We start from the raw sequence: 24,892 nt of genomic DNA on the forward strand, positions 1-24,892 counted from the left end.
CCGCGAAAGCGGCTTGAATTTGCTACGCCAAGAGAGGTATTCTCCGAGCACCTGTTGCGCTGACCGTTAGAACCCGCCGGGCAGTACGTGGAACAGTTTCCTGCAATCTCTCTAACGATCAGGACACCATCGGCGGGACCCGGCCTCGCGGGCGAGGCGGGAGGGGGTTCGATGGGCCCATGGGCTTTCAGAACCATCCGAGCTCTTCGAGCACCTCGAGCACCTCGAGCGCCCTGAGCGGCCCGAGCGCCTTGAGCGGCCCGAGCGCCTTGAGCGGCCCGAGCGCCTTGAGCGGCCCGAGCGCCTCGAGCGGCCCGATCGTCGTGGGGAACCCGGGCCGCTCGGGTCTCGAGCGACGTCCGAGCTCGCCGCGCCCGGGGCTCGACCGGCGGCGGCTGCTGACGCTCCTGGCCGCGATCCCGGCGACCGGTGCGGTGCTGACCGGCTGCGGTGTCCTCGGCGGAGGGGACACGGGAGGCGGCGGCGCCGGCGGGGAGGACCTGCGCTCGGAGATCCCGCCGCTGGAGCCCGGGCCGGTCGAGGATGCGCACGGGGCGCTGGTCCCGTTCACCACGGCCTTCCTCCCCGCCGCGCTCGACGAGGCCGGGACGCCGAACGTGGTGTGCTCGCCCGCATCGGCCCTGATCGCGCTGACCATGACCGGTCTGGGCGCCGCCGGGCAGACCCGTGCGCAGATGGAGCAGGTCCTCGGCGGGCCGATGGCGGACCTCGCCGAGGTCTCGAACATCCTGCGCACCAGCATGCTCGCGATCCCCAGCCGTGCGGAGGAGGACCTCGAGAACCCGGACATGCCCGAGCCGGACTCCGCCGCGCTGGTCAACGCCGTCTGGTTCCGCGAGGGCATGGAGGTCCAGGAGCCCTACCTCGACGACCTCTCCCGGTACTTCGACGCCGGGGTGCGTACCGCCGACTTCGTCGAGGAGGGTCCCCGCGAGGAGGCCCGCGCCGCCATGAACGGCCTCGTCGAGGAGGTCACGAACGGCATGATCCAGGATCTCGTCCCCGCGCAGGCGCTGCGGGCGAACACGGTCATCGTGCTGATCAACGCGCTCCACCTCAAGGGCGCCTGGCAGGCCCCGCTCACCGAGACCACCGCCCCCTTCCAGGCGAAGGGCGGCGCGGTGGACGTGCCGATGCTGCAGGGCGAGGCCGCCGGCTGGCACGAGGACGACCACGCCCGAGCCACCATGCTGCCCACCTTCGACGAGGACCTGGGGCTCGTCCTGGTCCGGCCCGCGCAGGGCCTCGCCTCCCTGCTGGAAGCGTGGCAGGCCGATCCGAGCCTGCTCGCCGCCCTCCTGGCCGGCGTCGCGAGCAGCGAAGACGCCGTGGACCTCACCATGCCCGCGCTCGACCTCGCCTCCGACCTCTCCCTCGCCGACGCCCTCATCGAGCTCGGGATGCCCGATGCATTCTCCGGCGCCGCGGACTTCTCCGGAATCTCCGCCACCACCGGCATCTCCCTGTCCCATGTCCTGCAGAAGGCGACCCTCGTGGTGGACGCCGAGGGCATGGAGGCGGCGGCCGCGACCGCCGTGATCGGTGTCGAATCCGCCGCGCCGGCGGCTTTGCACGCCCTGGTCCTCGATGTGCCCTACGTGGCCCTCGCGATCTCCTCCGCCACCCTCGCCCCGCTGGTCGTCGCGGTGGTCCGGGACCCGGGCGCCTGACCCGGCCGGCCTCAGCCCTCGCCGCGCACGAACCGGGCCAGGTCCTCGGACAGGGCCAGGCGGCTGGGCTCGTGGCAGTACATCATGTGGCCGGCCTCGTAGTCCTCGACCTGGATGCGCTGCTCGTAGGTCTCGCGCGGCACGTCGAGGTGGGCCAGGACGTGCTCGCTCGCGTGGAAGGGCGTGGCCGCGTCGTGGTAGCCGTGGGCGACGAACAGGCGGGTGGTGGGGGACTTGCGCAGCACCCGGGAGAGGTCCGTGGCGACCTCGACGCTGCGGTTCTCGAAGTCCTTGTAGCTCCACGGGTGCACGCGCGCGGACATGATCTCGTAGACGACGTCGCTGCTGAACTCGAGCTCGCCGCGCAGGTAGTGGTTGATGGCTGCGGTGTACGCGGGGGCGAGCTGGTCGATGGACGGGTCGGTCTCCATCTCCTTGCTGATCGGGTCCCCGGCAGGCGCCGTGAAGCGGCCGTCGATCCGCCCGGTGACCAGTCCCTGGTCGCGCAGCAGCTCGGCGAGGAAGGCCTGATGCTCCACGCGCAGGTCCACCCGCTCCACCCAGTCGGGGCTCACCCCGATCAGGGAGGCGATGGTCTCGGCCGCGGCGCGGCGCTCCTCGGCCCCGAGCCGCAGGCCCTGGGCGAGCAGCTGGGGGTACTCCTGCTCCGCGAAGGCCTCCGCCTCGTCGACCACGTCCTGCAGCATGCGCCCCTCGTGCTTGCCGTGCGCGTGGGCGATCGCCGCGTAGGTCGGCAGATAGTGCAGGAACGGGGCATCGTTGCCGGGGGTGAAGAAGACGGTGCCGAAGTCGAGCACGGGGGAGATCAGGGCGATGCCGCGGGGCACCACGTAGTAGCGGTCGGTGAGGCGGGCGGCGACCGCGGCGGCGCGGGTGGTGCCATAGGACTCCCCGGCCAGGTACAGCGGGGAGAGCCAGCGCTCGTGGCGGGTCAGCCAGTCCACGACGAAGGCGGCGATGAGATCGCGGTCCTCGGCGAAGCCGTGCAGACGATCGGGCGCGGTGCCCGGGGCGGGCCGGGAGAACCCGGTGGTCATCGCGTCGACCATGACGAGGTCGGCCTCGCGCAGCAGGGTCTCGCGGTTCTCCAGCAGCCCGGCCGGCTGCGGGGTCAGTGCCCCCGCGTCGCCGGAGTCCACCCGGCGCGGCCCGAACAGGCCCAGGTGCAGCCACACCGTCGAGGCGCCGGGACCGCCGTTGAACGCGAACACCACCGGGCGCTGCTGCCCGCGGCCGGAGGCGATGTAGCTGACGGAGAACACCTCCGCATAGGCCGATGCCTGCTCGTACCCCTCGCCCGGCGTCCCGTTCCCGGTCTTCTTCTCGCCCGGCTTCTCCTCGCGCAGCACGGTGGTCCCGGCATGGGCGGTGTAGACCAGGGGGCCGTCCTCCAGCTCGAGGGCGTGCGCGGTCACGGACATGCGGTCCTCGATCGCGGTGATCTCGGTGTCGGCGGCATCGGCGGAGGGGGAGCTGGCGGAGGCGTCGGTCATGCGTCCACCCTACGGGCGCCGGCAGTCCGTGACTCGTACCACGAAACCTGTACAGTGGTCGGTGTTTTGCCAGAGAACGCTCGACGAGGAGAGGGGATGGACCTCGTGCATGGTCCCAGACGTCCACGAAGCGCCGCGGTCAGCCGCCGCGGGGCGATGATCGGCGGGGCATCGGCCCTGGCCGCCGGGATGGCGGCGTGCGCGCCGCCCGGAACGGACGACATCAACGCCCAGCCGACGATCCCGGCGGCCGACGGGAAGGTCACCGTCACCTACTGGGCCTGGCTGAAGGACCTCCAGAAGGTCGCCGACGTCTTCAACGCCTCCCAGGACCGGATCACGGTCGAGACCGCCTGGATCCCCGGGGGCAACTCCGGCGGCTACGCCAAGATCCTCTCCGCGGTCGCCGCGGGCGGCGGCCCGGACATCGCCCAGGTCGAGCTGCGCTCGCTGCCGGAGTTCGCCCTGGCCGGCGCGCTGACCGACCTCTCCCGGTACGGCTTCGCCGAGAAGGAGGGCCTGTTCGATCCGGGCGCCTGGGCGCAGGCACGGGTCGGCGAGTCGATCTGGGGCGTCCCCCAGGACACCGGCCCCTGCGCCTTCTTCTACAACCGCGAGGTCCTCGAGGGGGAGCTGGGCATCGTCCCGCCGACCTCCTGGGAGGACTTCCGCACCGCGGCGCAGCAGGTCAAGGACGCCGGGAAGGTGCTCATGACGCTGGACCCCAAGGACGGCTCCCACCCCGTCATGTGGGCGATGCAGTCCGGCGCGGTCTGGTTCCGCCCCGAGGGCGACGGCTGGATCATCGACATGCTCGATCCCGCCTCGATGCGGGTGGCCGAGTTCTGGGACGGCGTGCTCGCCGACGGCACCATCGACACCGGCTACGGCTTCTCGACCACCCCGTGGATGGCGGCGGCCGGCGAGGACAAGGTGCTCGGGTTCATCGGCGGCTCCTGGGGCGACGCCCTCATCGAGTCCGTCCCGAACGGCTCGGGCCGATGGGCCGTCGCCCCCATGCCCCGCTGGGAGGACGGCTACGCCTCCGGCGGCCACGGCGGGTCCTCCGCCGCGGTGCTCGCCAACGCGCAGCATCCCGCAGAGGCGCTGGAGTTCCTCACCTGGATGTGCACCGACCCTGCCGGCATCGACGCGATGATCGAGCACTCGGGCATCGGCTGGTCCCCGGCGAAGGACTACATCGGCGAGAAGCGCCGGCAGCCCAGCGAGTTCTTCTCCGGGCAGAACTACAACGAGGAGGTCATCGTGCCCATGGCACAGGGCCAGAACCTCGACTGGACCTGGGCGCCGCTCATGCAGCGGGCCATGGCCGTGGTCGGCGACGGCATGGCGCAGGTCGTCACCGGCGAGATCACCATGGTGCAGCTGCTCGAGCAGTCCCAGGCCGAGATCGTCGACATCATGCAGGGCATCGGACTGAACGTGGAGGCCGCCTCATGAGGCACAGAACAGCCCCCTGGATCCTGCTGGCGCCGTTCCTGGTCCTGTTCATCGGGACGATGATCATCCCGATCATCATGGCGATCGGCTACAGCTTCACCCGCGTCGAACGGCGCGGCCTGCTCGGGGAGGCCGGCATCGAGTCGACCTTCGCGGGACTGGACAACTACATCGCGGCCCTGTCGAACGTGAACTTCGTGGAGTCCATCGGCCGCATGATCCTGTTCGGCATCGTGCAGGTGACGGTCATGATCGTCGCCGCGACCGTGCTGGCGCTGCTGCTGGAGAGCGCGAGCGCGAAGTGGCCCGGCTTCTTCCGCTCCTCGTACTTCCTGCCCTACGGGATCCCCGGCGTCATCGCGACGATCCTGTGGTCCTTCCTGTACATCCCCGGGCTCAGCCCCATCGTGGACGTGCTGCAGGCGGTCGGCATCGACATCGACTTCCTCGCGCCCGGCGTGGTGCTGTGGTCCATCGCGAACATCGTGACCTGGACGTACACCGGCTACAACATGCTGATCATCATCGCGCAGCTCAAGTCGATCCCCAAGGAGCTGTACGAGGCCGCGACCATCGACGGGGCCGGGCCGATGCGGATCGTCCGCTCGATCCAGCTGCCGCTGATCCGCCCCGCGCTGGTGCTCACGATCATCTTCTCGATCATCGGCACCCTGCAGCTGTTCGCGGAGCCGCGCCTGCTGCTGACCATGAGCTCCGGCATCACCACCGAGTACACCCCGAACATGTCCGCGTACGCGTACGCCTTCCAGTACAACGAGATCGGGATGGCGGCCGCGCAGGCCGTGATCATCGCGGTCTCGGCGTTCGTCCTCTCGGCGATCGCCCTGGGGATCTCCTCGCGGTCGGAGAGGAAGCGATGAGCGCCCCCGAGAACACCACCACCTCGACCTCGATCCGCGGCCGGGGGACCCGGGCCGCCGCGCAGGACGACGGCCGCGCGGGCACCCGCTCCGCCGGCCGCAGCCCGGCGACGACGATCATCGTCACCGCGGTGCTCGCCATCGTCGCGATCTACTTCCTGGTGCCCGTGTACTGGGTGATCGTGAACGCCTCGAAGACGACCGAGGACCTCTTCGGCACCAGCGGCTTCTGGTTCGGCAGCAGCTTCCACCTGTTCGAGAACCTGGGCGCCGTGCTCACCTCCCGGAACGGGATCTTCGGCCGATGGGCCGTGAACTCGCTCATCTACTCCGGCGTGGGCTCGGTGCTGGCGACGTACTTCGCGGTCGCCGGCGGCTACGCGCTGGCGAAGTACCGCTTCCGCGGGAGGAACCTCGTGTTCGCCCTCGTGCTGGGCGGCGTGCTCGTCCCGGGCACCGCGACGGCGCTGCCGCTGTTCTTCCTGTTCAGCTCGGTGGGCCTGACCAACACCTACTGGTCGGTGCTGATCCCGTCGCTGGTGAGCCCCTTCGGCCTGTTCCTCGCGCGCATCTACGCGGGCGCGGCGATCCCCGACGAGGTGCTCGAGGCCGGGCGCATCGACGGCGCGGGGGAGCTGCGGATCTTCCACGCCCTGGCCCTGCGCCAGCTCACCCCGGCCATCGTGACGATCGTGCTGTTCCAGTTCGTCGGCATCTGGAACAACTACTTCCTGCCGCTGGTCATGCTGGCGGACGAGAAGCTGTACCCGATCACGCTGGGACTGGACAACTGGCGCGCCCAGACGGACCGCCTGCCCGAGTTCTACCAGCTCACCGTGGGCGGCGCGCTGCTGTCGGTGATCCCGCTGGCGATCCTCATCCTGGTCCTGCAGCGCTTCTGGCGCGGCGGGCTCACGGAGGGGTCCGTCAAGGGCTGACCCTCGCGGCGGCGACGGGGAGAGAAGGGGCCGTGTCCCGGAGGGGACGCGGCCCCTTCGCGTCGTCCGTTCGCCCGGGCGGCGCGGCCCCGGCCCGATGATCCGTCGGCGCGCCCCGGGGGCGATCGGTGCCGGTCCGTGATCGGCGCGGTCTTGCCCTCGCGCGGGCGCTGTCGTTCGATGGGGCGATGAGAACCTCGAGGCCGAGCTCGCTGCCCCGCCGCCGCTCCGTGCTCGCCGCGGCGGCGCTGGCCCCGACCGCCGGCGGTCTCGCGGCCTGCGGGCAGGGCGCCGACCCGGAGGAGGACGGGATGCCGGATCTGCAGGCCGAGCTGCCGCGCGCCGAGCCGGGCCCCGCGGCCGGAGCCGGAGGGCTCGCCGTGCCCTTCACGGCCAGGATGCTGGGCGCCGCGGACCGTTCCGCGACCAATGCCGTGCTGTCCCCGCTGTCCGCGCAGCTCGCCCTCACCATGGCGGGCCTCGGCGCCGCCGGGGATACGCGCGCGCAGATGGAGGAGGTCCTCGGCGGGAGCATCGACGAGCTGGCCGAGAACGCGAACACCCTCGCGACGGTCCTCGCCGCCATCGGCGAGGAGGAGCGGGAGGCGGACGACCCCGATGCCCCCGCGCCGGCTGCCGCGTCCCTGGCCCACAGCACCTGGCTGCAGGAGGACATGCCCGTCGAGGAGCCGTTCCTCGAAGGGCTCGCCACCTACTTCGGCAGCGGCGTCTACACCGTCGACTTCACCGACGACGCCGCGCGGGAGGAGGGCCGCGAGCGCATCAACGGCTGGGTCGAGGACGCCACCGCCGGCCTCATCGAGGATCTCGTGCCGAAGGACGCCCTGGACGAGGACACCCGCCTCGTCCTCGTCAACGCCCTGCACCTCACGGCCGCCTGGCCCGTGCCGCTCGACGTCGGCCCGGGCACCTTCACCCTGGACTCCGGGGAGGAGCTCGACCTCGACATGCTCCACGGCACCACCGGCTGCTGGTACGAGGACGAGCTCTGCCGCGCCACGGCGCTGGCCACCTACGGCGACGATCTGTCCCTCGCCGTGATCCAGCCCGTCGCAGGCATCGGCGCCGTGCTCGACGCCTGGGCGGACGCCGCCGCGGACCCATCGGCCGGGCTGGCGGCTCTCCTCGCGGGCCTCGAGGAGTCCGAGGCGATGGCAGAGCTGACCATGCCCGGCTTCGACATCCTCGGAGAGGCGGAGCTGACGGCGATGCTCCAGCAGCTCGGCATGGTCGACGCGTTCGACGCCGCCAGCGCCGACTTCTCCGCCATCACGCGGGAGGCGGAGCTGGTCATCTCCGCCGTGCTCCAGAAGGCGACGATCACCGTCGACGACACAGGCATGGAGGCCGCGGCGGCCACGGCCGCCGTGGCCACGCTGACCTCGGCCCCGATGATCGAGCACGAGCTCGTGCTCGACGCCCCGTTCCTCTACGTCGCCTACGAGACGTCGACGCTCGCGCCGCTGGTGCTGGGGTGGATCGGGGACCCGACGGCGCAGGGCTGATCGCCCCGGTCATCCGGACCGGGGCAGGGCCGGCCTCAGCCCGCGCCGTCGGCGACGGGCACCTCGCCGGTGACGGTCGCGGAGCCCTCGAGCACGGCCTGGTCCGCGTCGGGGTCCTCGCCGCCGGCGAACTGCGACCAGTACAGGCGGTGGTAGGCGCCCTCGGCCTGGAGCAGCTGCTCGTGGGAGCCCTGCTCGACGATGTCGCCGTGCTCCATCACGAGGATCACGTCGGCGTCACGGATCGTGGAGAGGCGGTGGGCGATGACGAAGCTGGTCCGGTCGGTGCGCAGCGCGGCCATCGCCTCCTGCACGAGCATCTCGGTGCGGGTGTCCACGGAGCTGGTGGCCTCGTCGAGGATCAGCAGCGCCGGGTCGGCGAGGAAGGCGCGGGCGATGGTGATCAGCTGCCGCTCGCCGGCGGAGACGTTCGCGCCCTCGTCCTCGATGACCGTCGCGTAGCCGTCGGGCAGGGTGTGCACGAAGCGGTCCACGAAGGTGGCCCGCGCCGCGGCGATCACCTCCTCGTCGGTGGCGTCGAGCCGGCCGTAGCGGATGTTCTCCAGGATCGTCCCGCCGAACAGCACCGCGTCCTGCAGCACCATGCCGACCTGGCTGCGCACCGCGCCGCGGTCCAGCGCCCGGATGTCCGTGCCGTCCAGGCGGATCTGCCCGCCGTCGATCTCGTAGAACCGCATGATCAGGTTGACCAGGGTCGTCTTGCCGGCGCCGGTGGGGCCGACGATCGCGATGGTCTGCCCGGGCTCGGCGACCAGCGAGAGGTCGGTGATCAGCGGCCGGTCCGGGGTGTAGGAGAAGGCGACGTGATCGAACTCGACACGCCCGCGGGTGGGGCCGGCGAGCTCGGCGCGGGCGACCCGCCGCGGGGCGCCGCCGTCGGCGGGACCGGCGGCGGTGATCTCTCCATCGGCCTCCTGCTCCTGCGCATCCAGCAGCTCGAAGATCCGCTCGGCCGAGGCCACGCCGGAGATGAGCATGTTCGCCATCCCCGCCACCTCGCCCAGCGGCGCGTTGAACTCGCGGGAGTACTGGATGAACGCGACGACCTGGCCCAGGGACATCTGCCCCGCGGCGATGCGCAGACCGCCGACCACGGCGATGCCGACATAGCCGAGGTAGGTCACCCACTGCATGATCGGCATGATCATGCCGGAGTAGAACTGGGCGCGGAACGCCGCCTCGTACAGCTCCTCGTTGCGCTCGTCGAAGCGCTCGCGCATCGCATCCTGCCGGTCGAACACCGTGACCAGGTCGTGGCCGGTGAACGACTCCTCGACGTGCCCGTTCAGGCGGCCGGTGTTGCGCCACTGGGCGGTGAAGAGCTTCTGGGAGCGCGAGCCGATGATGCCGATGACGATGCCGGAGACCGGCAGCGCCACCAGGGCGATCAGCGCCATCTGCCAGGACAGCCAGAACATCATCGCGGTGATGCCCACGATGGTCAGCACGGCGTACACCAGGGAGGCGAAGGCCTGCTGGAGGGCGGACTGCACGTTGTCGACGTCGTTGGTGGTGCGCGAGAGCAGGTCCCCGCGCTGGCGGGTGTCGAAGTAGCTCAGCGGCAGGCGGTTGACCTTGGCCTCGATCCGCTGCCGCAGCCCGTAGACGATCCGCATCACCACGTCGTTCAGCAGGCGGCCCTGCAGCCAGTCGAACAGGGCCGCCACGACGTACATGCCCAGCACGAACAGCAGCAGCCGGCCCAGCGCCGGGAAGTCGACCCCGCCGCCGCGCACGCCGTCGAAGATGACGTCCATCGCGTCGCCGAGGATCGAGGGGGCCCACACGGTCAGCGCCGTGGAGATGATCCCGAAGGCGAGCACGACGGCCAGGCCCAGCTTGTGATCGGCGAAGGTCCCGGCCAGGCGCATCGCCGAGGGCCAGAACGCCTTCGCCTTCCGCGGCGCGGACTCTCCCCATTCGCTGCTCATGGAGTCCTGCATCTGCAGGATCTCCTCCTCGCTGAGCTCCGCGGCGGCCGTGCTCGCGGCGTCCTTCTCGGTGGTGGTCATGCCGGGTCCTCCACGGTGATCTGGGAGTCGACGATCTCCCGGTAGGTCGGGCTGGTCTCCAGCAGCTCCTCGTGCGTGCCGCGGCCGACGACGCGGCCCTGCTCGAGCACGAGGATCTGATCGGCCGAGGTGATGGTCGAGATGCGCTGGGCGACGATGATCGTCGTGGCGCCCTGCGTGTGCTCGGCCAGGCCCGCGCGCACGGCGGCGTCGGTGGCGACGTCCAGGGCGGAGAACGAGTCGTCGAAGACGAACACCCGCGGCCGGGCGACGAGGGTGCGGGCGATGCACAGGCGCTGCCGCTGCCCGCCGGAGACGTTCGTGCCGCCCTGAGAGATCGCGGACTCCAGGCCGGTGCGGGCGGAGTCGCCCTCGCCGGTGGTGCGGCCCTCGACGAACTCGCTCGCCTGGGCGACCTCCAGCGCCTGCCGGAGCCGGTCGTCATCGGCCGTGGGATCGCCGAAGCGCAGGTTCTCGGCGATGGTGCCGGAGAACAGGTACGGCCGCTGCGGCACCAGCCCCACGGTCCGGGAGATCGTGGACCGGGAGAGCTCGGTGACGGGGACGCCGTCCAGCAGCACCTGGCCGGCGGTGGCGTCGTGCAGGCGCGGGATCAGGCTGATCAGGGAGGTCTTGCCGGATCCGGTGGAGCCGATGATCGCGGTGGTGCGGCCGGCCTCGGCGGTGAAGGAGACGCCGTCGAGCACCGGGGCCTCGGCGCCCGGGTAGGAGAAGGTGACGTCCCGGAACTCCACGGAGGCCCCGCCCGCGCCGGCGAGGGCGGCCGGGCGCGCGGGCTCGGCCAGGGTGGGCGCGGTCCGCAGGACCTCGCCGATGCGCCGGGCGCTGATGATCGCGCGGGGGAACATCATGAACATGAAGGTGCCCATCATGACCGCCATGAGGATCTGCAGCAGGTACTGCATGAACGCGGTGAGGGAGCCGACCTCCACCAGGCCCTGGTCCACGCGGTGCCCGCCGAACCAGAGCACCGCCGCGGTGGCCAGGTGCAGGACGATGGTGATGGCCGGGCCCATGATCACGAACAGGCGGCCGATCCGCACCGAGGTGTCCGTGAGGACCGCGTTGGCGTCGGTGAAGCGCTGCTCCTCGTGACGCTCGCGCACGAAGGCCCGCACCACGCGGATGCCCATGATCTGCTCGCGCATCACCCCGTTGATCGCGTCGATGTTGTCCTGCATCCGCTGGAACAGCGGCATCAGCTCCCGGATCAGGACCCCGACGATGAGGACGAGCACCGGCACCGCGACCCACACCAGCCAGGACAGCCCCGGGTCCTCGCGGATCGCCATGACGATGCCGCCGATCGACATGATCGGCACCATGACCATGATGTTCAGGGCCATCAGCACGAGCATCTGGACCTGCTGGACGTCGTTGGTGGCGCGGGTGATGAGGGTGGGCGCGCCGAAGCGGCCCAGCTCCTCGGTGGAGAAGCGGTCCACCCGGCTGTAGACGGAGCGGCGCACGTCGCGGCCGATGCCCATCGCGACGCGCGCGCCGAACCACACCGCGGCGATCGCGGTGATGACCTGCACGATCGCGACGATCAGCATGATGCCGCCCACCCGCCAGATGTATCCGGTGTCGCCGGTGGCCACGCCGCGGTCGATGATGTCGGCGTTGAGGCTGGGCAGGTACAGGGTCGCCAGCACGGTGGCGAGCTGCAGCACGAGCACGGCGGCCACGTGCGCGCGATACGGGCGCGCGTGGTCTCGGATGACGGTCCAGAGCATGAAGGTCCTCAGGCAGAGCGGATGCGGCGGCGGCAGGGGCGGTCGGACGACACCCCCATGCTTCCTGCGCGGGCGGACAGCTCCTGTCCGCCGACCCCCGGAACCGATGGCCCGCGCCCGGCCATCCTCGCGCGTCCGCGGCCCCGCCGCATCGGCCATCGGTAGGGGATCCGCGCACGGGGACGCCGGCGGCCTCGCCGATCAGGGCCGGGCGGCAGGCCACGCAGGAGCGGTCGCCCCGCCCGGCGCGCAGCCCCGCCGCAGGCGCCACCCCCTAGACTTGAGCATGCGTTTTCCGCGTACCGCGCCACGATCCGATGGAGGAACGATGACAGCTTCCCGACCCTGGCCCGTCGGCGTGACGGGGCTCGCCTACGGCGGCGACTACAACCCCGAGCAGTGGCCGCAGGACGTCCGCGTCGAGGATGTCGAGCTCATGCGCGAGGCCGGGGTGAACCTGGTCAGCGTCGCGATCTTCGCCTGGGCCACGCTGGAGCCGCGCGAGGGCGAGTACGACTGGGGCTGGCTGGACGAGACCATGGATCGCCTGGCCGATGCCGGGATCAAGGTCGCCCTGGCCACCGCGACCGCCTCCCCGCCGCCGTGGCTGACCCGCTCCCACCCGGAGATCCTGCCGGTCACCGAGGACGGCACGGTGCTGGGCCAGGGCGGGCGGCAGTCCTACGCCGTCTCCTCGCCGGTGTTCCGGGAGTACGCGCTGCGGATGACCCGGGCGATCGCCGAGCGCTACGCCGAGCATCCCGCGCTCGCCCTGTGGCACGTGGACAACGAGCTGGGCTGCCACGTCCCGCACGACTTCTCCGACAACGCCGCCGAGGCCTTCCGCGCCTGGCTGCAGCGCCGCTACCGCAGCATCGAGACGCTGAACGAGGCGTGGGGCACCGCCTTCTGGTCCCAGCGCTACGACTCCTTCGAGGAGATCCTCCCGCCGCGCGCCGCCCCGACCTACGCCAACCCCACCCAGCAGCTGGACTTCGCGCGCTTCTCGAGCGACGAGCTGCTCACCCACTACCGGGCGCTGCGGGACGTGCTGCGCGAGGTCACCCCGCACATCCCCACCACCACCAACCTCATGTGCTCGAGCGCGACGAAGTGGATGGACTACTTCTCCTGGTCCGATGACCTCGACCTCGTCGCCAACGACCACTACCTCATCTCCGCGGATCCGCGCGGCCACATCGAGCTCGCCCTCGCCGCGGACCTCACCCGCGGCGTCGCCGGCGGGGACCCGTGGGTGCTCATGGAGCACTCGACATCGGCCGTGAACTGGCAGCCGCGCAACCGCGCCAAGGCGCCGGGGGAGATGCTGCGCAACTCCCTGTCCCACGTGGCGCGCGGCGCCGACGGCATCATGTTCTTCCAGTGGCGCCAGTCCCGCGCCGGGGCCGAGAAGTTCCATTCGGCGATGTACCCGCACGCCGGCCGCGACTCCGACGTGTGGCGCGGCACCGTCACCCTGGGCCGGGCGCTCGAGGCGCTCGCCCCGGTGCGCGGCAGCCGCGTGCTCTCCCGCGCGGCGATCGTCGTGGACTACCCCTCCTGGTGGGCCGCCGAGCTGGACTCCCACCCCACGAACGCCCTCAGCTATCCCGGGGAGCTGCTGCGCTGGTACACCGCCCTGTGGGATCTGGGCATCAGCGTGGACCTGGTGCCCGTCACCGCTGATCTGGCGGGCTACGACCTCGTGATCGCCCCGACGCTGTACGCCGTGCGCGACGCGGACGCCGCCCGTCTGGCCGCGGCGGCGGAGGGCGGGGCGCAGGTCGTGGTGACCTTCTTCTCCGGCATCGTCGACGAGAACGACCATGTGCGCCTGGGCGGGTACCCGGGCGCCTTCCGCGACCTGCTGGGCGTGCGCACCGAGGAGTTCCATCCGCTGCTCGAGGACGAGGTGCACCACCTCGACGACGGCGCGAGCGCGGACCTGTGGAGCGAGAAGACCCATCTCGAGGGCGCGCAGGCGGTGCGGACCTGGGCCGACGGCCCCCTGCACGGCTGGCCCGCGATCACCCGGCGCGCGACGGGGGAGGGCGCGGCCTGGTACGTCGCGGCGCGTCCCTCCGCGGCGGGCCTCGAGGCGCTGGTCGGGGAGATCGCGGCCGCGGCCGGCATCGAGCCGACGGTCAGCGGGCTGCACCGCGACGTCGAGGCGCTGCGCCGCTTCGCCGAGGACGGCACCACCTACCTGTTCGTGCTCAACCACTCCGACCGCGACCAGGTGGTGCAGGTCAGCGGCCGCGAGCTGCTGCGCGGCACCGAGGCCGACGGCGCCTTCACCGTCCACGCCGGCGCCGCGGCGGTGTTCCAGGAGAGCTGAGCCCCGGGGCCGGCGGCGGCCGGCACCGGGTCAGCGCGGTGGGGCGACCTCGCCCTGCTCGGGGAGCACGTGCATCATCGATTCCCAGGCCCGGAGAGACGTGACCGGCAGCAGGCGGGCCTCGCCCTCGGTCTCCTCGACGAGCAGGTGATCGTCGCCGCGGCGCAGGTGCACAGCGTGGTCGCGGGCCTGCTCTCCGGAGGGCGTCGTCCAGGCGGCATGCACCTCGACCACTTGCCAGGAATCATCGGCCGCCGGGGGGAGCGCCGCATCCAGCCGCGGGCGCACCGCGTCCCATGCGGTTCGGCGCGTGGCGCCGTCCGGGTCGGTCAGAGCCAGCAGGTCCGCGGCGGCGACGGGGATCGGCGCGGCATCGGCCGGGGGAGGCGTGCCGGGCCGGAACCGGACCAGCCGCGTGATGCCCCCGGGAAGGGAGATCAGCGGGAACGCGGCGAGCTCCGCCGTGCCCTCGCGCAGCGGGCTGATCCGGGCGCCCACGGCGTTGACGCCCAGGCTGAGGTGATGGTCGTGCCGCGCCCCGGGGCCGGAGACCGTGACCTCGACGGTGAACATCGGGGAGAGGAGGGCCGTGCGCAGAGGAGCCATCGCGGCATCCTCCCTGGTCTGCGGGACGTGCTCGGCGAGGATCTCCGCGATCGAGGCGCCGTCCTCCTGCGCGAGGGCGTCGCGGAGGCGGTGGATCGCCGTGTCCTCGCCGCGGAAGGCGGCGGTCGCCGGGTCGTAGGAGATCATCGGTCGGCTCCGTTCTGCGCGGTGATCCGGGCTGTGGAGAAGATGCGATCGGCCAGCTGCGAGGCCTCGCGGTCGCGGAAGGGCAGGGAGGTCAGCGCGATGGTCACCAGGACGTCCCCGTGCAGCGCGAAGACCTGGCGCACGATCACGCTGATCTCCTGCTCGGTGGACTGCACCAGGGCGCGCAGGTGCCCCTCGCGTCCGTCGAGGACCACCGGGCGGTCGTCGACGAGGTGGAGGTCCGGGACGGCGGCGTGCAGCTGCACCAGGGAGGAGGCGCGCACCGCCTCCAGATGGGCGGGGAGGCCCTCGGGCAGGCGCTCGATGCCCACCACCAGGGTGTCCGCGAAGGGGCCCGCTTCGGCGGGAGGCATCGCTGCGACGAAAGCGGCGGTCTCCTGGCCGGTGTGTCGGTCCCAGCTCTCGGGGACGTCGATCTCGAGGGTGATCCCCGGGACGGCGGGGGCCGTGATGATCTCGCGCGTGGTGCTCATGTCGTCTCCTCGGCGTCAGGGTCGGTGGTGCGGATGCGGTCCATGGCGCTATCCGAGGAAGAAGTCGGCGATCGCGTTGCCGGCGCTGGAGCCGGCCAGGCCGCCGATGATCCCGCCGACCGCTCCGCCGATCACGGTGCCCACGCCCGGACAGATCATCGTGCCGATGGCCGCGCCGCCGGCCGCACCTCCCCAGGCGCCGAGCCCGCCGCCGGCGGCGTTGGCACCGCCGTCGATGACGGCCCGGGTGACGCGCTCGCCCGTGCTGAGGCTGGGATCGGAGGCGTCCTGCTCCCAGCGGTCCCATCCGGCGAAGCCGCCGGTGACCACGGCGCCGACGGGCCCGAGCACGCGCGAGAGGCGGGAGGCGGAGCCAGCCGCGCCCCGGAACGCGTTCATGAGGTCGTCGCCGCCGGCGGTGAACAGGGTCGCCAGGGTCCGCGGGTTCATCACGTACTTCGTGAAGCCCGTGAGCGCCCCGCCCAGCCCATCCAGGATCCCGGACAGGCCCAGGCCCAGCCAGTCCTCCCCGTCGTTGGGGCCGGGCAGGAAGTCCCGCCAGGACAGGCCGTCGTCGTCGAAGCGGAAGATGTCCCGCAGCCGTTCCCCGAGGGCGTCCCAGCCATCGGCCGCAGAGGCGATGTCCTGGTCCTGCGCCTGATCGGCGATGTCGCGGGCGAGGTCCATCAGCCGCGAGATCGCCTGGTCGATCGGGCCGCTGCGCAGCGCCCGCCATTGCTCGAGGAAGGCGTCGTGGTCGGGGCCGACCCAGGCGGCGCCGATGCCCTCGACGCGCGTCGACAGGTCGTCCATGCTCGCGGCCAGCGTCTCCCGGCGCGAGGCGAGGAGGGATGCGAAGTCCTCGCCCTGCGCGGTGTCCATGCCGTAGAAGGTCATCGATGCTCTCCCTGTGTCGTCTCGCGCTCCAGTGTGTCGGGCATCGGACGATCGCGCGACGGGGAGAACTCCCCATGCTCCGGCCGGGGCCCTGCCCGGCGGATCTGCCAGGATGGAGGCATGTCCCAACGCGCCCTCCTCGCCGTGGTCTTCGCCCTCGTCGGCATCGTCCTCCTGGGCATCGCCCTGTGGCTGCGGTCCGGGTCCCCGGCGCCGCTGCGGTTCTGGATGAGCCCCTTCCACGAGGATTGGATGGCAGAGCGGCTCGTGCTGCTGGGCCTGCCGACCGCGGGCGGCCTGCTGCTGTGCTGCGCCGCGATCGCGGCGCCGCTGGAGACGCCTCTGCTGCGGCTGCTGGGCGTGGCGCTGCTGCTCGTCCTCGCGGTGCCGATGCTGTACTTCCTCGCCGCCTTCCTGCCGCTGCCGGCGTTCCTGTACCCGCGATGGGCCCGCCAGGTGCAGGCGGGGCGCGCCCAGGCGATGCGCGCGTTCGGAGGGCAGCGCGGCCGATGACCGCTCCTGCTCGGGAGAGGTCCGATGAGCCCCCTGTCCTCGGCGCAGCCCGTGCTGGATAATGCTTTCCATGCCCTCAACGCTCATCCCCACGCCCGACGGCCTCCTCCGCGACGGCGCGCCGCATCTGATCGTCTCCGGTGCCGTGCACTACTTCCGGATCCACCCCGAGCAGTGGCGGGACCGGCTGCGGCGTCTGGTGGCGATGGGCTGCGACACCGTGGAGACCTACGTCGCCTGGAACCTCCACCAGCCGGCGCCGGGCACCACCACCTTCGAGGGCATCGCGGACCTGGGCCGCTTCCTGGACATCGCCGCGGAGGAGGGGCTGGACGCGATCGTGCGCCCCGGCCCGTACATCTGCGCCGAATGGGAGAACGGCGGCTTCCCCGGCTGGGTGACCGGTGCGCCCAGCGGCCGCGCCGCCGGGTCGCTGCGGCTGCGCACCCGCGACCCGGAGTACCTCGCCCACGTGGACGCCTGGTTCGATGCGCTGATCCCCGTGATCGCGCCGCGCCAGGCCACCCGCGGCGGCAACGTCGTCATGGTCCAGGTCGAGAACGAGTACGGCAGCTACGGCGACGACCTCGCCTATCTCGAGCACCTGCGCGACGGGCTGCGCGCCCGCGGCATCGAGGAGCTGCTGGTGACCTCCGACGGCCCCGCCCGCATGTGGCTGACCGGCGGCACCGTCGACGGGGCCCTGGCCACGGTGAACTTCGGCTCCCGCGCCGCCGAGGTCCTCGAGTTGGCCGCCGAGGAGCTGCCCGAGCAGCCCCAGATGTGCATGGAGTTCTGGAACGGCTGGTTCGACCACTGGGGCGAGCAGCACCACACCCGCCCCGCGGCCGATGCCGCCGCCGAGCTCGCCACCATGCTCGAGGCCGGGATGAGCGTGAACTTCTACATGGCCCACGGCGGCACGAACTTCGGCCTCACCGCGGGCGCCAACCAGGACGGGCCCCTCGAACCGACCACCACCAGCTACGACTACGACGCCCCGATCGCGGAGGACGGCACCCTCACCGAGAAGTTCCATGCCTTCCGCGAGGTCATCGCCCGCTTCCGGGAGCTGCCGCCCCTTGCGGAGCAGCTGGAGCAGCTGGGCATCGCGGCGCAGCCGGCGCACCTGCCGCCGGCGGACGTCCCGATCTCCTCCGTGGTCGCCGTGCGGGAGACCGAGCGCTTCACCCGGCCGGCGCCGGTGTGCATCGCGCCGCCGACCTTCGAGGAGATCGGCCTCGAGCGGGGCCTGCTGCGGCTGTCCCGCGAGATCGAGATGGTCCGCACCACCGGCGCGGACGGCGCCCCCGGCGTCGCCCCGCTGCGGCTGCACGGCCTGCACGACCGGGCCTGGGTGTTCGTCGACGGGATCCCGGCGGGCATCGCCGACGACCGCGAGGACCCCGCGGTCGTGGACCTCGCCCCGCTCGCGGAGCGGATCCTGCGCGGGGAGCCCTACCGCACCGTGCGCGTGGACGTCCTGGTGGAGAACCTGGGCCGCAGCAACTTCGGCCCCCACCTGGGTGATCGCAAGGGGATCGTGGGCGGCATCTGGCAGGGCGTGCGCTTCCACGACGACTGGGAGGCCGATCCGTGGCCCCTCGAGGAGATGGGCGCCGAGCTCGCGGCGATCGCCGCCGGCGGCCCCGCCCTCTCGGCCGAGGCGCTCTCGGCTGACGCGCTCTCTGCCGACGCGGGCGCGACCGCCGAAGCGGCCACGACCGCCGCCGCCGATGCGGCCACGGACGCGCTGCCGGTGCTGGTCAGCGCGAGCTTCACGGCCGATGCCCCGGCGGACACCTTCCTGGACGTCTCCGCCGCCGGGCACGGCGTCGCCTATGTCAACGGCTTCTGCGTGGGCCGCTACTGGGGCATCGGCCCGCAGCAGGCGCTCTACGTGCCGGCGCCGCTGATCCGCGAGGGCGAGAACGAGGTGCTGCTGCTCGAGCTCGAGCGCGTTCCCGCGCGCCTGGCCCTGTCCGAGACCCCGATCTGGTCCACCCCGGGCGCCGACTGACCCGGCCGAGCGCCGGGCCGTTGCGGGCCCGGCCTCGCGAGGACGGGCCGCCGCGGTGGCGCCGGCCCGTCCCGCGGCGGCTCAGCCCAGGGTCGCCGGGCGCTGCGGGGCGATGCCGCGCACGTGCTCGTCGAGGAAGGCGAGGAAGGTCGCGTACCAGACCTCGGCGTTGCCGCGGCCCTGGATCCAGTGGCCCTCGTCGGGGAAGTACAGGTAGCGGTGACGGGTGCGGCCGTGCTCGTCGCGGGGCGTGGCCGAGAAGGCCAGCAGGTCGTACCAGAGCGCATGGCCCTGCGCGATCGGCACCCGGTAGTCCTTGTCGCCGTGGATGACCAGCATCGGCACCACGATGTCCGCGACCGACGCCTTGGGGTTGAAGCGCGGGTTCTGCGGTCGCATGGGCCGGTCCCAGCCGGAGTTGTCGGTGGTGTGCCCCATCGTCTCGGTGTCCCACAGGGAGGCATGGGTGACGATGCAGCGGAAGCGGTCCCCGGTGTGCCCGGCCACCCAGTTGGCCATGTAGCCGCCGTAGCTGCCGCCGGCGAAGGCGGTGGCGGACTCGTCGATGTCCGGGCGGGCGATCGCCGCGTCGGTCAGCGCCATGATGTCGGTGAACGGCGCCCCGCCCAGCTCGTGCTGACCGCGCTCGATCATCGCCTGCCCGTACCCGGTGGAGATCGCCGGGTCCGGCAGCAGCACCGCGTAGCCCGCGTCGACGAACGGCCCCGGGTTCCACCGGTAGGTCCAGGCGTTCCAGGAGCCCCACGGGCCGCCGTGCGCGAAGACGACCAGGGGATGCGGGCCCTCGCCGCCGGGCAGGTGCAGCCAGGCGCGCAGGGCGGTGCCGTCCTCCGCGCGGGCGGACACCTCGGTGAGGTCGCCGGTCCGCGGGATCTCGTCGGCCGGGTTCGGCAGGGCCGTGAGGCTGCCGGAGGCCGGGTCCACGGCCACGGGGTGCGGGGCGACGGCCACGCCCGATGCCGCGGCGACCACCCGTCCGGCGGCGACCTGCACGGCGGAGAAGGAGAGCTCCTGGCCGGGACCGCCGGCGAGGCGCCGCGGCGCGGGGTCCTCGAGGCCGCCGATCCACAGCGCCCCGCGGCCCTCGTCGTCGCTCGCGGCCACGAGCGTGGCCTCGTCCAGCCAGATGGGATCGACCCATCGGTCCAGCTGCGGCCACAGCTCGGAGGCCTCGGCCTCCTGCAGCGGCGCGTCCCCGGCGAGGGCCCGGTCGAGGTCGAGCACGAAGGGGCGGCTGTCCGCGGCGGCGGACTCGGTCCACGTCTGCTCCCGGCCGATGATCACGCGCCCGCCGTCCGGGCTGAACGCCCCGGCGGACCAGCTCTCCTCGGCCGTCGCCTCGCGCAGCAGCCGGGGCGGCGTCTGCCCGGTGAGGTCGAGGAGGTAGAGCCGGGAGACGCCCAGCAGCTCGCCGACGCTGTCGCGCATGGTGACGAGGGCCCGGCGGCCGGCGCGATCCGCGCTCCAGTCGGTGAGCTCGCCCGGAGGCATCTCCAGGTGGCGGAAGCGCAGCACCTGCGGGGAGGTCTCCTCGTCCGGCTCATCGGCCCCGGGGCCCTCAGACCTTTCCTCATCGGCCGCCCCGGCGCGAGGGAGAGCCGGGGCGGAGAACAGGTCCTCCGGCAGCTCGGCGACGGCGAGCACCTCCCGCGCCGGCCCCAGGTCGTGGTCCCAGTACCGGGTGGGGAAGCCGTCGTGGAGGACGGCGGTGACCTTCGCGTCGCTGCGCTCGGCGGTGAGCTTCGCGTGCTCGGCCTCGTCGCGCGCCTGCGAGTGCACCGACAGCTGGGCGATCAGGACGCCGTCCCCGGCCTGCAGCCCGCCGAAGCCACCGGGGCGGGAGGCCAGCTCACGGGCCTCGCCGCGCACGGGCAGCGCCCACAGCCGGGCGTCCTCGGCCTCGGAGCCGTCCTCGCCGGGACGCTTCGCGGTGAACAGGGTGGTGCCGTCCTCGAGCGGGGCGACGGAGCCGACCGAGGCGCTGCCCCGGGTGAGGGTCACCATCTCCTCGCCGATCAGCTCGACGAGCTCGGTGCGGTACGCCGTGCCCTTCGCATCGGGCCGGGAGACGCGGGCCAGGATCCGCCCTCCCGGGGTGGTGTGCAGGCCGGCGAGCCGCGCGGCATCCAGCAGGGTGGTGATGCTCTGTGAGGTCATGATGTCGATCCTGCCAGGTGGGAGGGGATTCCGGGGCAGCGGGGGCTCGGGGGCGGCGGGCGCACGGCGGCCCCGGCCCTCCGGACGCGCAGGGCGTCGTCGCGAGGGCCGGGGCCGGGCCCGTCAGCGGTTCGGGGCGGTGGCGGGGACGTCCGCCGGCAGCACCGCGGCGTACTCCTCGAGGATCTGCTTGCCGCCGCGCTCCTCCCAGTCCTTGACCGCGGCGGTGAAGTCGTCGAGGGTCTTGCGGCCCTGGATGACGTCGTTGCGCACGTCGTTGACGCGGGTGTTCAGCTCGGTGCCCTTCGAGGAGGCGGTGTCGGAGTACAGGCCCGTGATGGGGCGCGGCTGCGAGCTGGCCAGCAGCTCCTTCTCCTTCTCGTAGATGTACTCCGAGTCGCCCGGGATCGAGTTGTAGATGACGCCCTCGCCCGCGGTCATGATCTCCAGCGCCCCGCGCAGGCCCGGGACGTCCCTCTGCCCGCTCTCGGTGAGGACGTAGTTGCCGTCGGTGACGGTGTAGTCCTCGCCCGCGGTGCCCCAGTTCTTGTGCATGAACTCGACGGTGCCGAAGGGGGCCGAGAGCCAGTTGACCAGGTCCAGCAGCTCGCGGATCCGGCCCTCGTCCTCGGTCTTGGTGAAGGGGGTGAAGCCGACGGTGCCGTAGCCCATGTTGTGGTGGGGCGTGCGGCCCTCGACCGCGGGGAAGGGGATGAGGATGTCCGAGAGCAGGTCCGGGTTGATGGTGCGCGCCTTGGTGGCGGCGCGCGGGCCCACCTCGACCATCGCGCCGATGGTGCCGTTGGCGAAGTACTGCGCGCCCTCGGCGAGGTTCAGGTCGGGGTAGAACACGCCCGCCTCGAACACCTTCTGCGCGTATTCGAGGGTCTCGAGGTACTCCTCGGTCTGGAAGTTCGCGGTGAGGGTCCGGTCCTCGTTGATGCGGTACCCGTTGGGCACGCCGAACCACTGGCTGAACATGTGGAAGGCATTGGGCAGGAACGGCTCCAGCGCCCACCGCTTCCCGGGGATGAGCACCTCGATGCACTTGTCGAGGAACTCCTGGGCGCTGGCGGACTGGAATCCGCCCACGGCCTCCCACACGGTGGGGTTGCCGAGATAGACCTGGCCGAAGGGGGTCGAGGGGATCGGCGCTCCCCAGATCCGGCCGTTGACCACCGCGGTGCGCCACGATCCGGGGGTGAGGGCGGCGAGGTTCGGGTACTCGAGGACGGCGTCGCCGGAGAGGTACTCCGTGAGGTCCGTGAACTGCGATTCGAGCATCGGCCCGATGTTGGGGATGCCCTGGTTCGGCGGGACCCACATGAGGTCGGGGAGATCGCCGGAGGCCAGCAGCGTCGCGAACTTCTCGGGGTAGGCGTCGATGACGATGTCCAGCGCCAGGGTGCCGCCGAGGGCGGTGTTCAGGCGCTGCCAGAACCCGTTGTCGGCCATCGGCGGGGAGGGCGTGGCGAAGGTCTGGGTGAGCGCGGTGATCTCGCCGGAGGTGATCGGCGGCTTCTGCGTGGTCTGCAGCAGCTCGGCCGGGGCCTGCAGGTACACGTTGTGCAGGCCCTGCTCGTTGCCGGGGAGGTCGGGGGTCAGGCCCTCGATCGGCTGGTAGGTGGGCAGGGTCAGCTCGGCCGATGCCTCGGCGCCGCCCCCGCCGGAGCTGCCGCCGGAGCCGCCGCCGCAGGCGGTGGCGCCCAGGGCGAGGGCGGAGGCCATGCCGGCGCCGAGGACGTGGCGGCGGTTCGGGGTGAAGGTCATGGGGTGCCTTTCGACGAAGAGGGAATGCGGGATGGGGGAAAGACGATCAGCTGTGCTGGGTCGCCTGATCAGCCTTTGTGGGACGGCCGATCGCCACCGCACCGGCTGTCGGAAGCGCTCGTTCCTCGCGGTTCCTCCGGCCGGAGCGGAGACGATCAGCCTTTGATCGCGCCGGTGATGACGCCCTTGGAGAAGTACTTCTGGAGGAACGGGTAGACCAGGACGATGGGGGCCAGGGCCACCACGACGACGGCCATCTTGATGGACTGCGGCGGCGGGGCCTGGGAGACGCCGAGGGAATCGGCGGTCAGGGACGTGCCCTGGATGACGTAGCTGCGCAGGATCAGCTGGATCGGCCACAGGGTCTGGTCGCTGATGTAGAGCATCGCGGTGAAGAACGAGTTCCAGAACCCGACCGCGTAGAACAGGCCGATCACCGCGATCACCGCCTTGGACAGCGGCAGCACGATCCGCACCAGGATGGAGATGTCGCCGGCCCCGTCGATGCGCGCGGATTCCAGCAGCTCGCGCGGGATCCCCATGAAGAACGAGCGCATGACGATGAAGTTGAACGCCGCGAACAGCCCCGGCAGGATCAGCGACCACACCGTGTTCAGCAGGTGCAGCTGCTTGATCATGAGGTACATGGGGATCAGGCCCGGGCTGAAGAACATCGTCACGATGATCGCCATGAGCATGAACCGCCCGCCGATCACGGGACGGCTCAGCGCGTAGGCCATGCAGATCGTCACCGCGAGCGCCAGCACGGTCCCGACGACCGTGACGAAGACGCTCACCCCCAGCGCCCGGAAGACGAGGGGGCTGGCGAAGATGGTCCGGTACGCCTCGAGCGTCGGGTCGGTGGGGAACAGGACGTAGCCGCCGGCCTCGCGCAGCTGCTCCTCGGAGGCGAAGGAGGTGGACACGACGATCAGCATCGGCACGATGATCGAGATCGAGACCAGGCCGATCACCAGGATCTTCATGCCGGTCAGCGGCAGCGACGGGCGCTCCATCCAGGCGGCGCGCTCGGAGCGGCCGAAGGCCCAGCCCCACAGGCGCTCGTGGACGGAGGTCGCGGAGGTGCGCGGGCTCATGAGGGCCTCCCTCGGTAGATGCCGTCCTCGCCCAGGAGGTGGGCGATCTTGTTCGCGGCGAGGATGAGGACGGTGCCGACGACGCCCTTGGCCAGGCCCGCGGCGGCGCCCATCGACCAGGACCCGCCGATCACGCCCGTGTAGTAGGCGTAGGTGTCCAGCACCTCGGCCGCATCGGCCCCGACCGCATCGCGCTGGAGGATGAACTGCTCGAAGCCGACGGTGAGGATCGAGCCGAGGTTGAGGATCAGCAGCAGCACGATCACGGGCCGCATGCCCGGCAGGGTGATGTGCAAGATCCGGCGGAACCTCCCGGCGCCGTCGGCCGCGGCCGATTCGTACAGCGCCGGGTCGATCGCGGCGAGCGCGGCGAGGAAGATGATCATGCCCCAGCCCGCGTCCTTCCAGGCGACCTCGAGCACCACCAGCAGCGGGAAGGTGTCGGGGTTGGTCATGAAGCCGATCGCCTCGCCGCCGGAGCGCACGATCATCTGGTTGATGAACCCGGCCCCGCCGAGGACCTGGTGGAACAGGGCGATCACGAGCACCCACGACAGGAAGTGGGGCAGGTACACGATCGACTGGAACGCCCGGCGCAGCCGCGGGGTCATCATCGAGTCCACGATCAGCGCGAGCAGGATCGGCAGCGGGAAGAACAGCAGCAGCTGCAGTCCGGCGAGGACCAGGGTGTTGCGCAGCGCGAGGCCGAAGCGGTCGTCGTCCACGAGGTCCGTGAAGTTCTGCAGGCCCACGAAGGGCGCCTCCCAGATCGTGAGGTAGGGCTGGTAGTCCTGGAAGGCGATGACGTTGCCGAGGATCGGCACGTAGAAGAACAGCAGCAGGCACAGCGCGCCGGGGACCATCAGCAGCAGCATCTGCCAGTCGCGGCGCAGCCGGGTGCGCAGGCTCGCCCGGGGGCGGCGGGGCAGGGCGGCCGATGCTCCCGCCGCCCCGGTGCCGCCGGCGGCTCCGGTGCCGCGGGCGGCACCACGGCCGGGAGCCGCGGCGGCCTGGCGTGCCGCGGCGCGGCC

18 protein-coding genes are annotated in these 24,892 nt (G+C 71.9%); 8 read left to right on the plus strand and 10 right to left on the minus strand.

All coding sequences use genetic code 11. From position 1 onward, the window contains the following. The first annotated feature begins 287 nt into the window (after positions 1-287). Positions 288-1,691, plus strand: coding sequence for a serpin family protein (locus BF93_RS18225; RefSeq protein ID WP_051487193.1), 1,404 nt, complete (start codon positions 288-290; stop codon positions 1,689-1,691). A gap of 11 nt (positions 1,692-1,702) precedes the next feature. On the opposite strand, the gene BF93_RS18230 is transcribed toward BF93_RS18225, so the two are convergent. After that, complete coding sequence (locus BF93_RS18230; RefSeq protein ID WP_038374636.1) at positions 1,703-3,205, minus strand: S10 family peptidase; 1,503 nt, start codon at positions 3,203-3,205, stop codon at positions 1,703-1,705. 96 nt (positions 3,206-3,301) lie between these two features. On the opposite strand from BF93_RS18230, the gene BF93_RS18235 reads away from it, so the two are divergent. From BF93_RS18235 to BF93_RS18250, 4 genes are all read left to right on the plus strand, one after another. After that, on the plus strand, positions 3,302-4,666 hold the full coding sequence (locus BF93_RS18235; protein WP_051487194.1) for an ABC transporter substrate-binding protein: 1,365 nt from the start codon (positions 3,302-3,304) through the stop codon (positions 4,664-4,666). Beyond that, positions 4,663-5,547 carry a carbohydrate ABC transporter permease gene (locus BF93_RS18240; protein WP_038374638.1) on the plus strand — a complete coding sequence of 295 codons (885 nt, stop codon included), beginning with the start codon at positions 4,663-4,665 and terminating at the stop codon, positions 5,545-5,547. Before BF93_RS18235 ends, BF93_RS18240 begins: the two co-directional genes overlap by 4 nt. Then, positions 5,544-6,485 carry a carbohydrate ABC transporter permease gene (locus BF93_RS18245; protein ID WP_038374639.1) on the plus strand — a complete coding sequence of 314 codons (942 nt, stop codon included), beginning with the start codon at positions 5,544-5,546 and terminating at the stop codon, positions 6,483-6,485. The genes BF93_RS18240 and BF93_RS18245 overlap by 4 nt, the downstream gene beginning before the upstream one ends. Positions 6,486-6,673: 188 nt before the next feature. After that, positions 6,674-8,011 carry a serpin family protein gene (locus BF93_RS18250; protein ID WP_084148693.1) on the plus strand — a complete coding sequence of 446 codons (1,338 nt, stop codon included), beginning with the start codon at positions 6,674-6,676 and terminating at the stop codon, positions 8,009-8,011. Between the two features lie 35 nt (positions 8,012-8,046). On the opposite strand, the gene BF93_RS18255 is transcribed toward BF93_RS18250, so the two are convergent. Continuing rightward, positions 8,047-10,044 carry an ABC transporter ATP-binding protein gene (locus BF93_RS18255; protein WP_051487195.1) on the minus strand — a complete coding sequence of 666 codons (1,998 nt, stop codon included), beginning with the start codon at positions 10,042-10,044 and terminating at the stop codon, positions 8,047-8,049. Next, positions 10,041-11,801 carry an ABC transporter ATP-binding protein gene (locus tag BF93_RS18260; protein WP_038374641.1) on the minus strand — a complete coding sequence of 587 codons (1,761 nt, stop codon included), beginning with the start codon at positions 11,799-11,801 and terminating at the stop codon, positions 10,041-10,043. Before BF93_RS18260 ends, BF93_RS18255 begins: the two co-directional genes overlap by 4 nt. 328 nt (positions 11,802-12,129) lie before the next feature. Here BF93_RS18260 and BF93_RS18265 point away from each other — a divergent pair, with 328 nt between their 5' ends. Continuing rightward, positions 12,130-14,139: a beta-galactosidase gene (locus BF93_RS18265; RefSeq protein WP_038374642.1), complete on the plus strand. Its 2,010-nt coding sequence runs from the start codon at positions 12,130-12,132 to the stop codon at positions 14,137-14,139. A gap of 30 nt (positions 14,140-14,169) precedes the next feature. Here the strand turns inward: BF93_RS18265 and BF93_RS18270 are convergent, their stop codons facing one another. From BF93_RS18270 to BF93_RS18280, 3 genes are read right to left on the minus strand one after another with little or no spacing between them, the layout of a single operon-like run. Continuing rightward, complete coding sequence (locus tag BF93_RS18270; RefSeq protein ID WP_038374643.1) at positions 14,170-14,892, minus strand: hypothetical protein; 723 nt, start codon at positions 14,890-14,892, stop codon at positions 14,170-14,172. Beyond that, on the minus strand, positions 14,889-15,386 hold the full coding sequence (locus BF93_RS18275) for a hypothetical protein (RefSeq protein ID WP_038374645.1): 498 nt from the start codon (positions 15,384-15,386) through the stop codon (positions 14,889-14,891). The genes BF93_RS18270 and BF93_RS18275 overlap by 4 nt, the downstream gene beginning before the upstream one ends. A gap of 48 nt (positions 15,387-15,434) precedes the next feature. After that, entirely contained in the window at positions 15,435-16,283 is an 849-nt protein-coding gene (locus BF93_RS18280) for a WXG100 family type VII secretion target (protein WP_038374646.1), read from the minus strand. 120 nt (positions 16,284-16,403) lie between these two features. Between BF93_RS18280 and BF93_RS18285 the strand changes: the two genes are divergently transcribed. Together BF93_RS18285 and BF93_RS18290 are read left to right on the plus strand one after the other, a co-directional pair. Then, positions 16,404-16,796 (plus strand): hypothetical protein, encoded by a 393-nt coding sequence (locus BF93_RS18285; RefSeq protein ID WP_038374647.1) that lies wholly within the window; start codon positions 16,404-16,406, stop codon positions 16,794-16,796. Positions 16,797-16,866: 70 nt separating this feature from the next. After that, complete coding sequence (locus tag BF93_RS18290) at positions 16,867-18,816, plus strand: glycoside hydrolase family 35 protein (RefSeq protein ID WP_038374648.1); 1,950 nt, start codon at positions 16,867-16,869, stop codon at positions 18,814-18,816. Positions 18,817-18,897: 81 nt separating this feature from the next. On the opposite strand, the gene BF93_RS18295 is transcribed toward BF93_RS18290, so the two are convergent. The 4 genes from BF93_RS18295 to BF93_RS18310 form a co-directional block, all read right to left on the minus strand. Beyond that, positions 18,898-20,994 (minus strand): S9 family peptidase, encoded by a 2,097-nt coding sequence (locus BF93_RS18295; RefSeq protein ID WP_038374649.1) that lies wholly within the window; start codon positions 20,992-20,994, stop codon positions 18,898-18,900. 123 nt (positions 20,995-21,117) lie between these two features. Further along, complete coding sequence (locus tag BF93_RS18300; protein ID WP_038374651.1) at positions 21,118-22,764, minus strand: type 2 periplasmic-binding domain-containing protein; 1,647 nt, start codon at positions 22,762-22,764, stop codon at positions 21,118-21,120. 155 nt (positions 22,765-22,919) lie between these two features. Then, entirely contained in the window at positions 22,920-23,780 is an 861-nt protein-coding gene (locus BF93_RS18305) for a carbohydrate ABC transporter permease (protein WP_156954207.1), read from the minus strand. Positions 23,781-23,857: 77 nt separating this feature from the next. Next, positions 23,858-24,892 (minus strand): ABC transporter permease (locus tag BF93_RS18310; RefSeq protein ID WP_415749467.1); only part of this gene is annotated, 1,035 nt, incomplete at its 5' end.

The organism is Brachybacterium phenoliresistens (assembly GCF_000576425.1).
Classification (GTDB): domain Bacteria; phylum Actinomycetota; class Actinomycetes; order Actinomycetales; family Dermabacteraceae; genus Brachybacterium; species Brachybacterium phenoliresistens.

What these genes read in the sequence shown, in the direction of transcription:
- BF93_RS18285 (WP_038374647.1), top strand. Translation starts at nt 16,404, where the DNA reads ATGTCCCAACGCGCCCTCCTCGCCGTGGTCTTCGCCCTCGTCGGCATC.
- BF93_RS18240 (WP_038374638.1), top strand. Translation starts at nt 4,663, where the DNA reads ATGAGGCACAGAACAGCCCCCTGGATCCTGCTGGCGCCGTTCCTGGTC.
- BF93_RS18295 (WP_038374649.1), bottom strand. Translation starts at nt 20,994, where the DNA reads ATGACCTCACAGAGCATCACCACCCTGCTGGATGCCGCGCGGCTCGCC.
- BF93_RS18290 (WP_038374648.1), top strand. Translation starts at nt 16,867, where the DNA reads ATGCCCTCAACGCTCATCCCCACGCCCGACGGCCTCCTCCGCGACGGC.
- BF93_RS18250 (WP_084148693.1), top strand. Translation starts at nt 6,674, where the DNA reads ATGAGAACCTCGAGGCCGAGCTCGCTGCCCCGCCGCCGCTCCGTGCTC.
- BF93_RS18270 (WP_038374643.1), bottom strand. Translation starts at nt 14,892, where the DNA reads ATGATCTCCTACGACCCGGCGACCGCCGCCTTCCGCGGCGAGGACACG.
- BF93_RS18230 (WP_038374636.1), bottom strand. Translation starts at nt 3,205, where the DNA reads ATGACCGACGCCTCCGCCAGCTCCCCCTCCGCCGATGCCGCCGACACC.
- BF93_RS18245 (WP_038374639.1), top strand. Translation starts at nt 5,544, where the DNA reads ATGAGCGCCCCCGAGAACACCACCACCTCGACCTCGATCCGCGGCCGG.
- BF93_RS18255 (WP_051487195.1), bottom strand. Translation starts at nt 10,044, where the DNA reads ATGACCACCACCGAGAAGGACGCCGCGAGCACGGCCGCCGCGGAGCTC.
- BF93_RS18300 (WP_038374651.1), bottom strand. Translation starts at nt 22,764, where the DNA reads ATGACCTTCACCCCGAACCGCCGCCACGTCCTCGGCGCCGGCATGGCC.
- BF93_RS18265 (WP_038374642.1), top strand. Translation starts at nt 12,130, where the DNA reads ATGACAGCTTCCCGACCCTGGCCCGTCGGCGTGACGGGGCTCGCCTAC.
- BF93_RS18260 (WP_038374641.1), bottom strand. Translation starts at nt 11,801, where the DNA reads ATGCTCTGGACCGTCATCCGAGACCACGCGCGCCCGTATCGCGCGCAC.
- BF93_RS18275 (WP_038374645.1), bottom strand. Translation starts at nt 15,386, where the DNA reads ATGAGCACCACGCGCGAGATCATCACGGCCCCCGCCGTCCCGGGGATC.
- BF93_RS18305 (WP_156954207.1), bottom strand. Translation starts at nt 23,780, where the DNA reads ATGGAGCGCCCGTCGCTGCCGCTGACCGGCATGAAGATCCTGGTGATC.
- BF93_RS18235 (WP_051487194.1), top strand. Translation starts at nt 3,302, where the DNA reads ATGGACCTCGTGCATGGTCCCAGACGTCCACGAAGCGCCGCGGTCAGC.
- BF93_RS18280 (WP_038374646.1), bottom strand. Translation starts at nt 16,283, where the DNA reads ATGACCTTCTACGGCATGGACACCGCGCAGGGCGAGGACTTCGCATCC.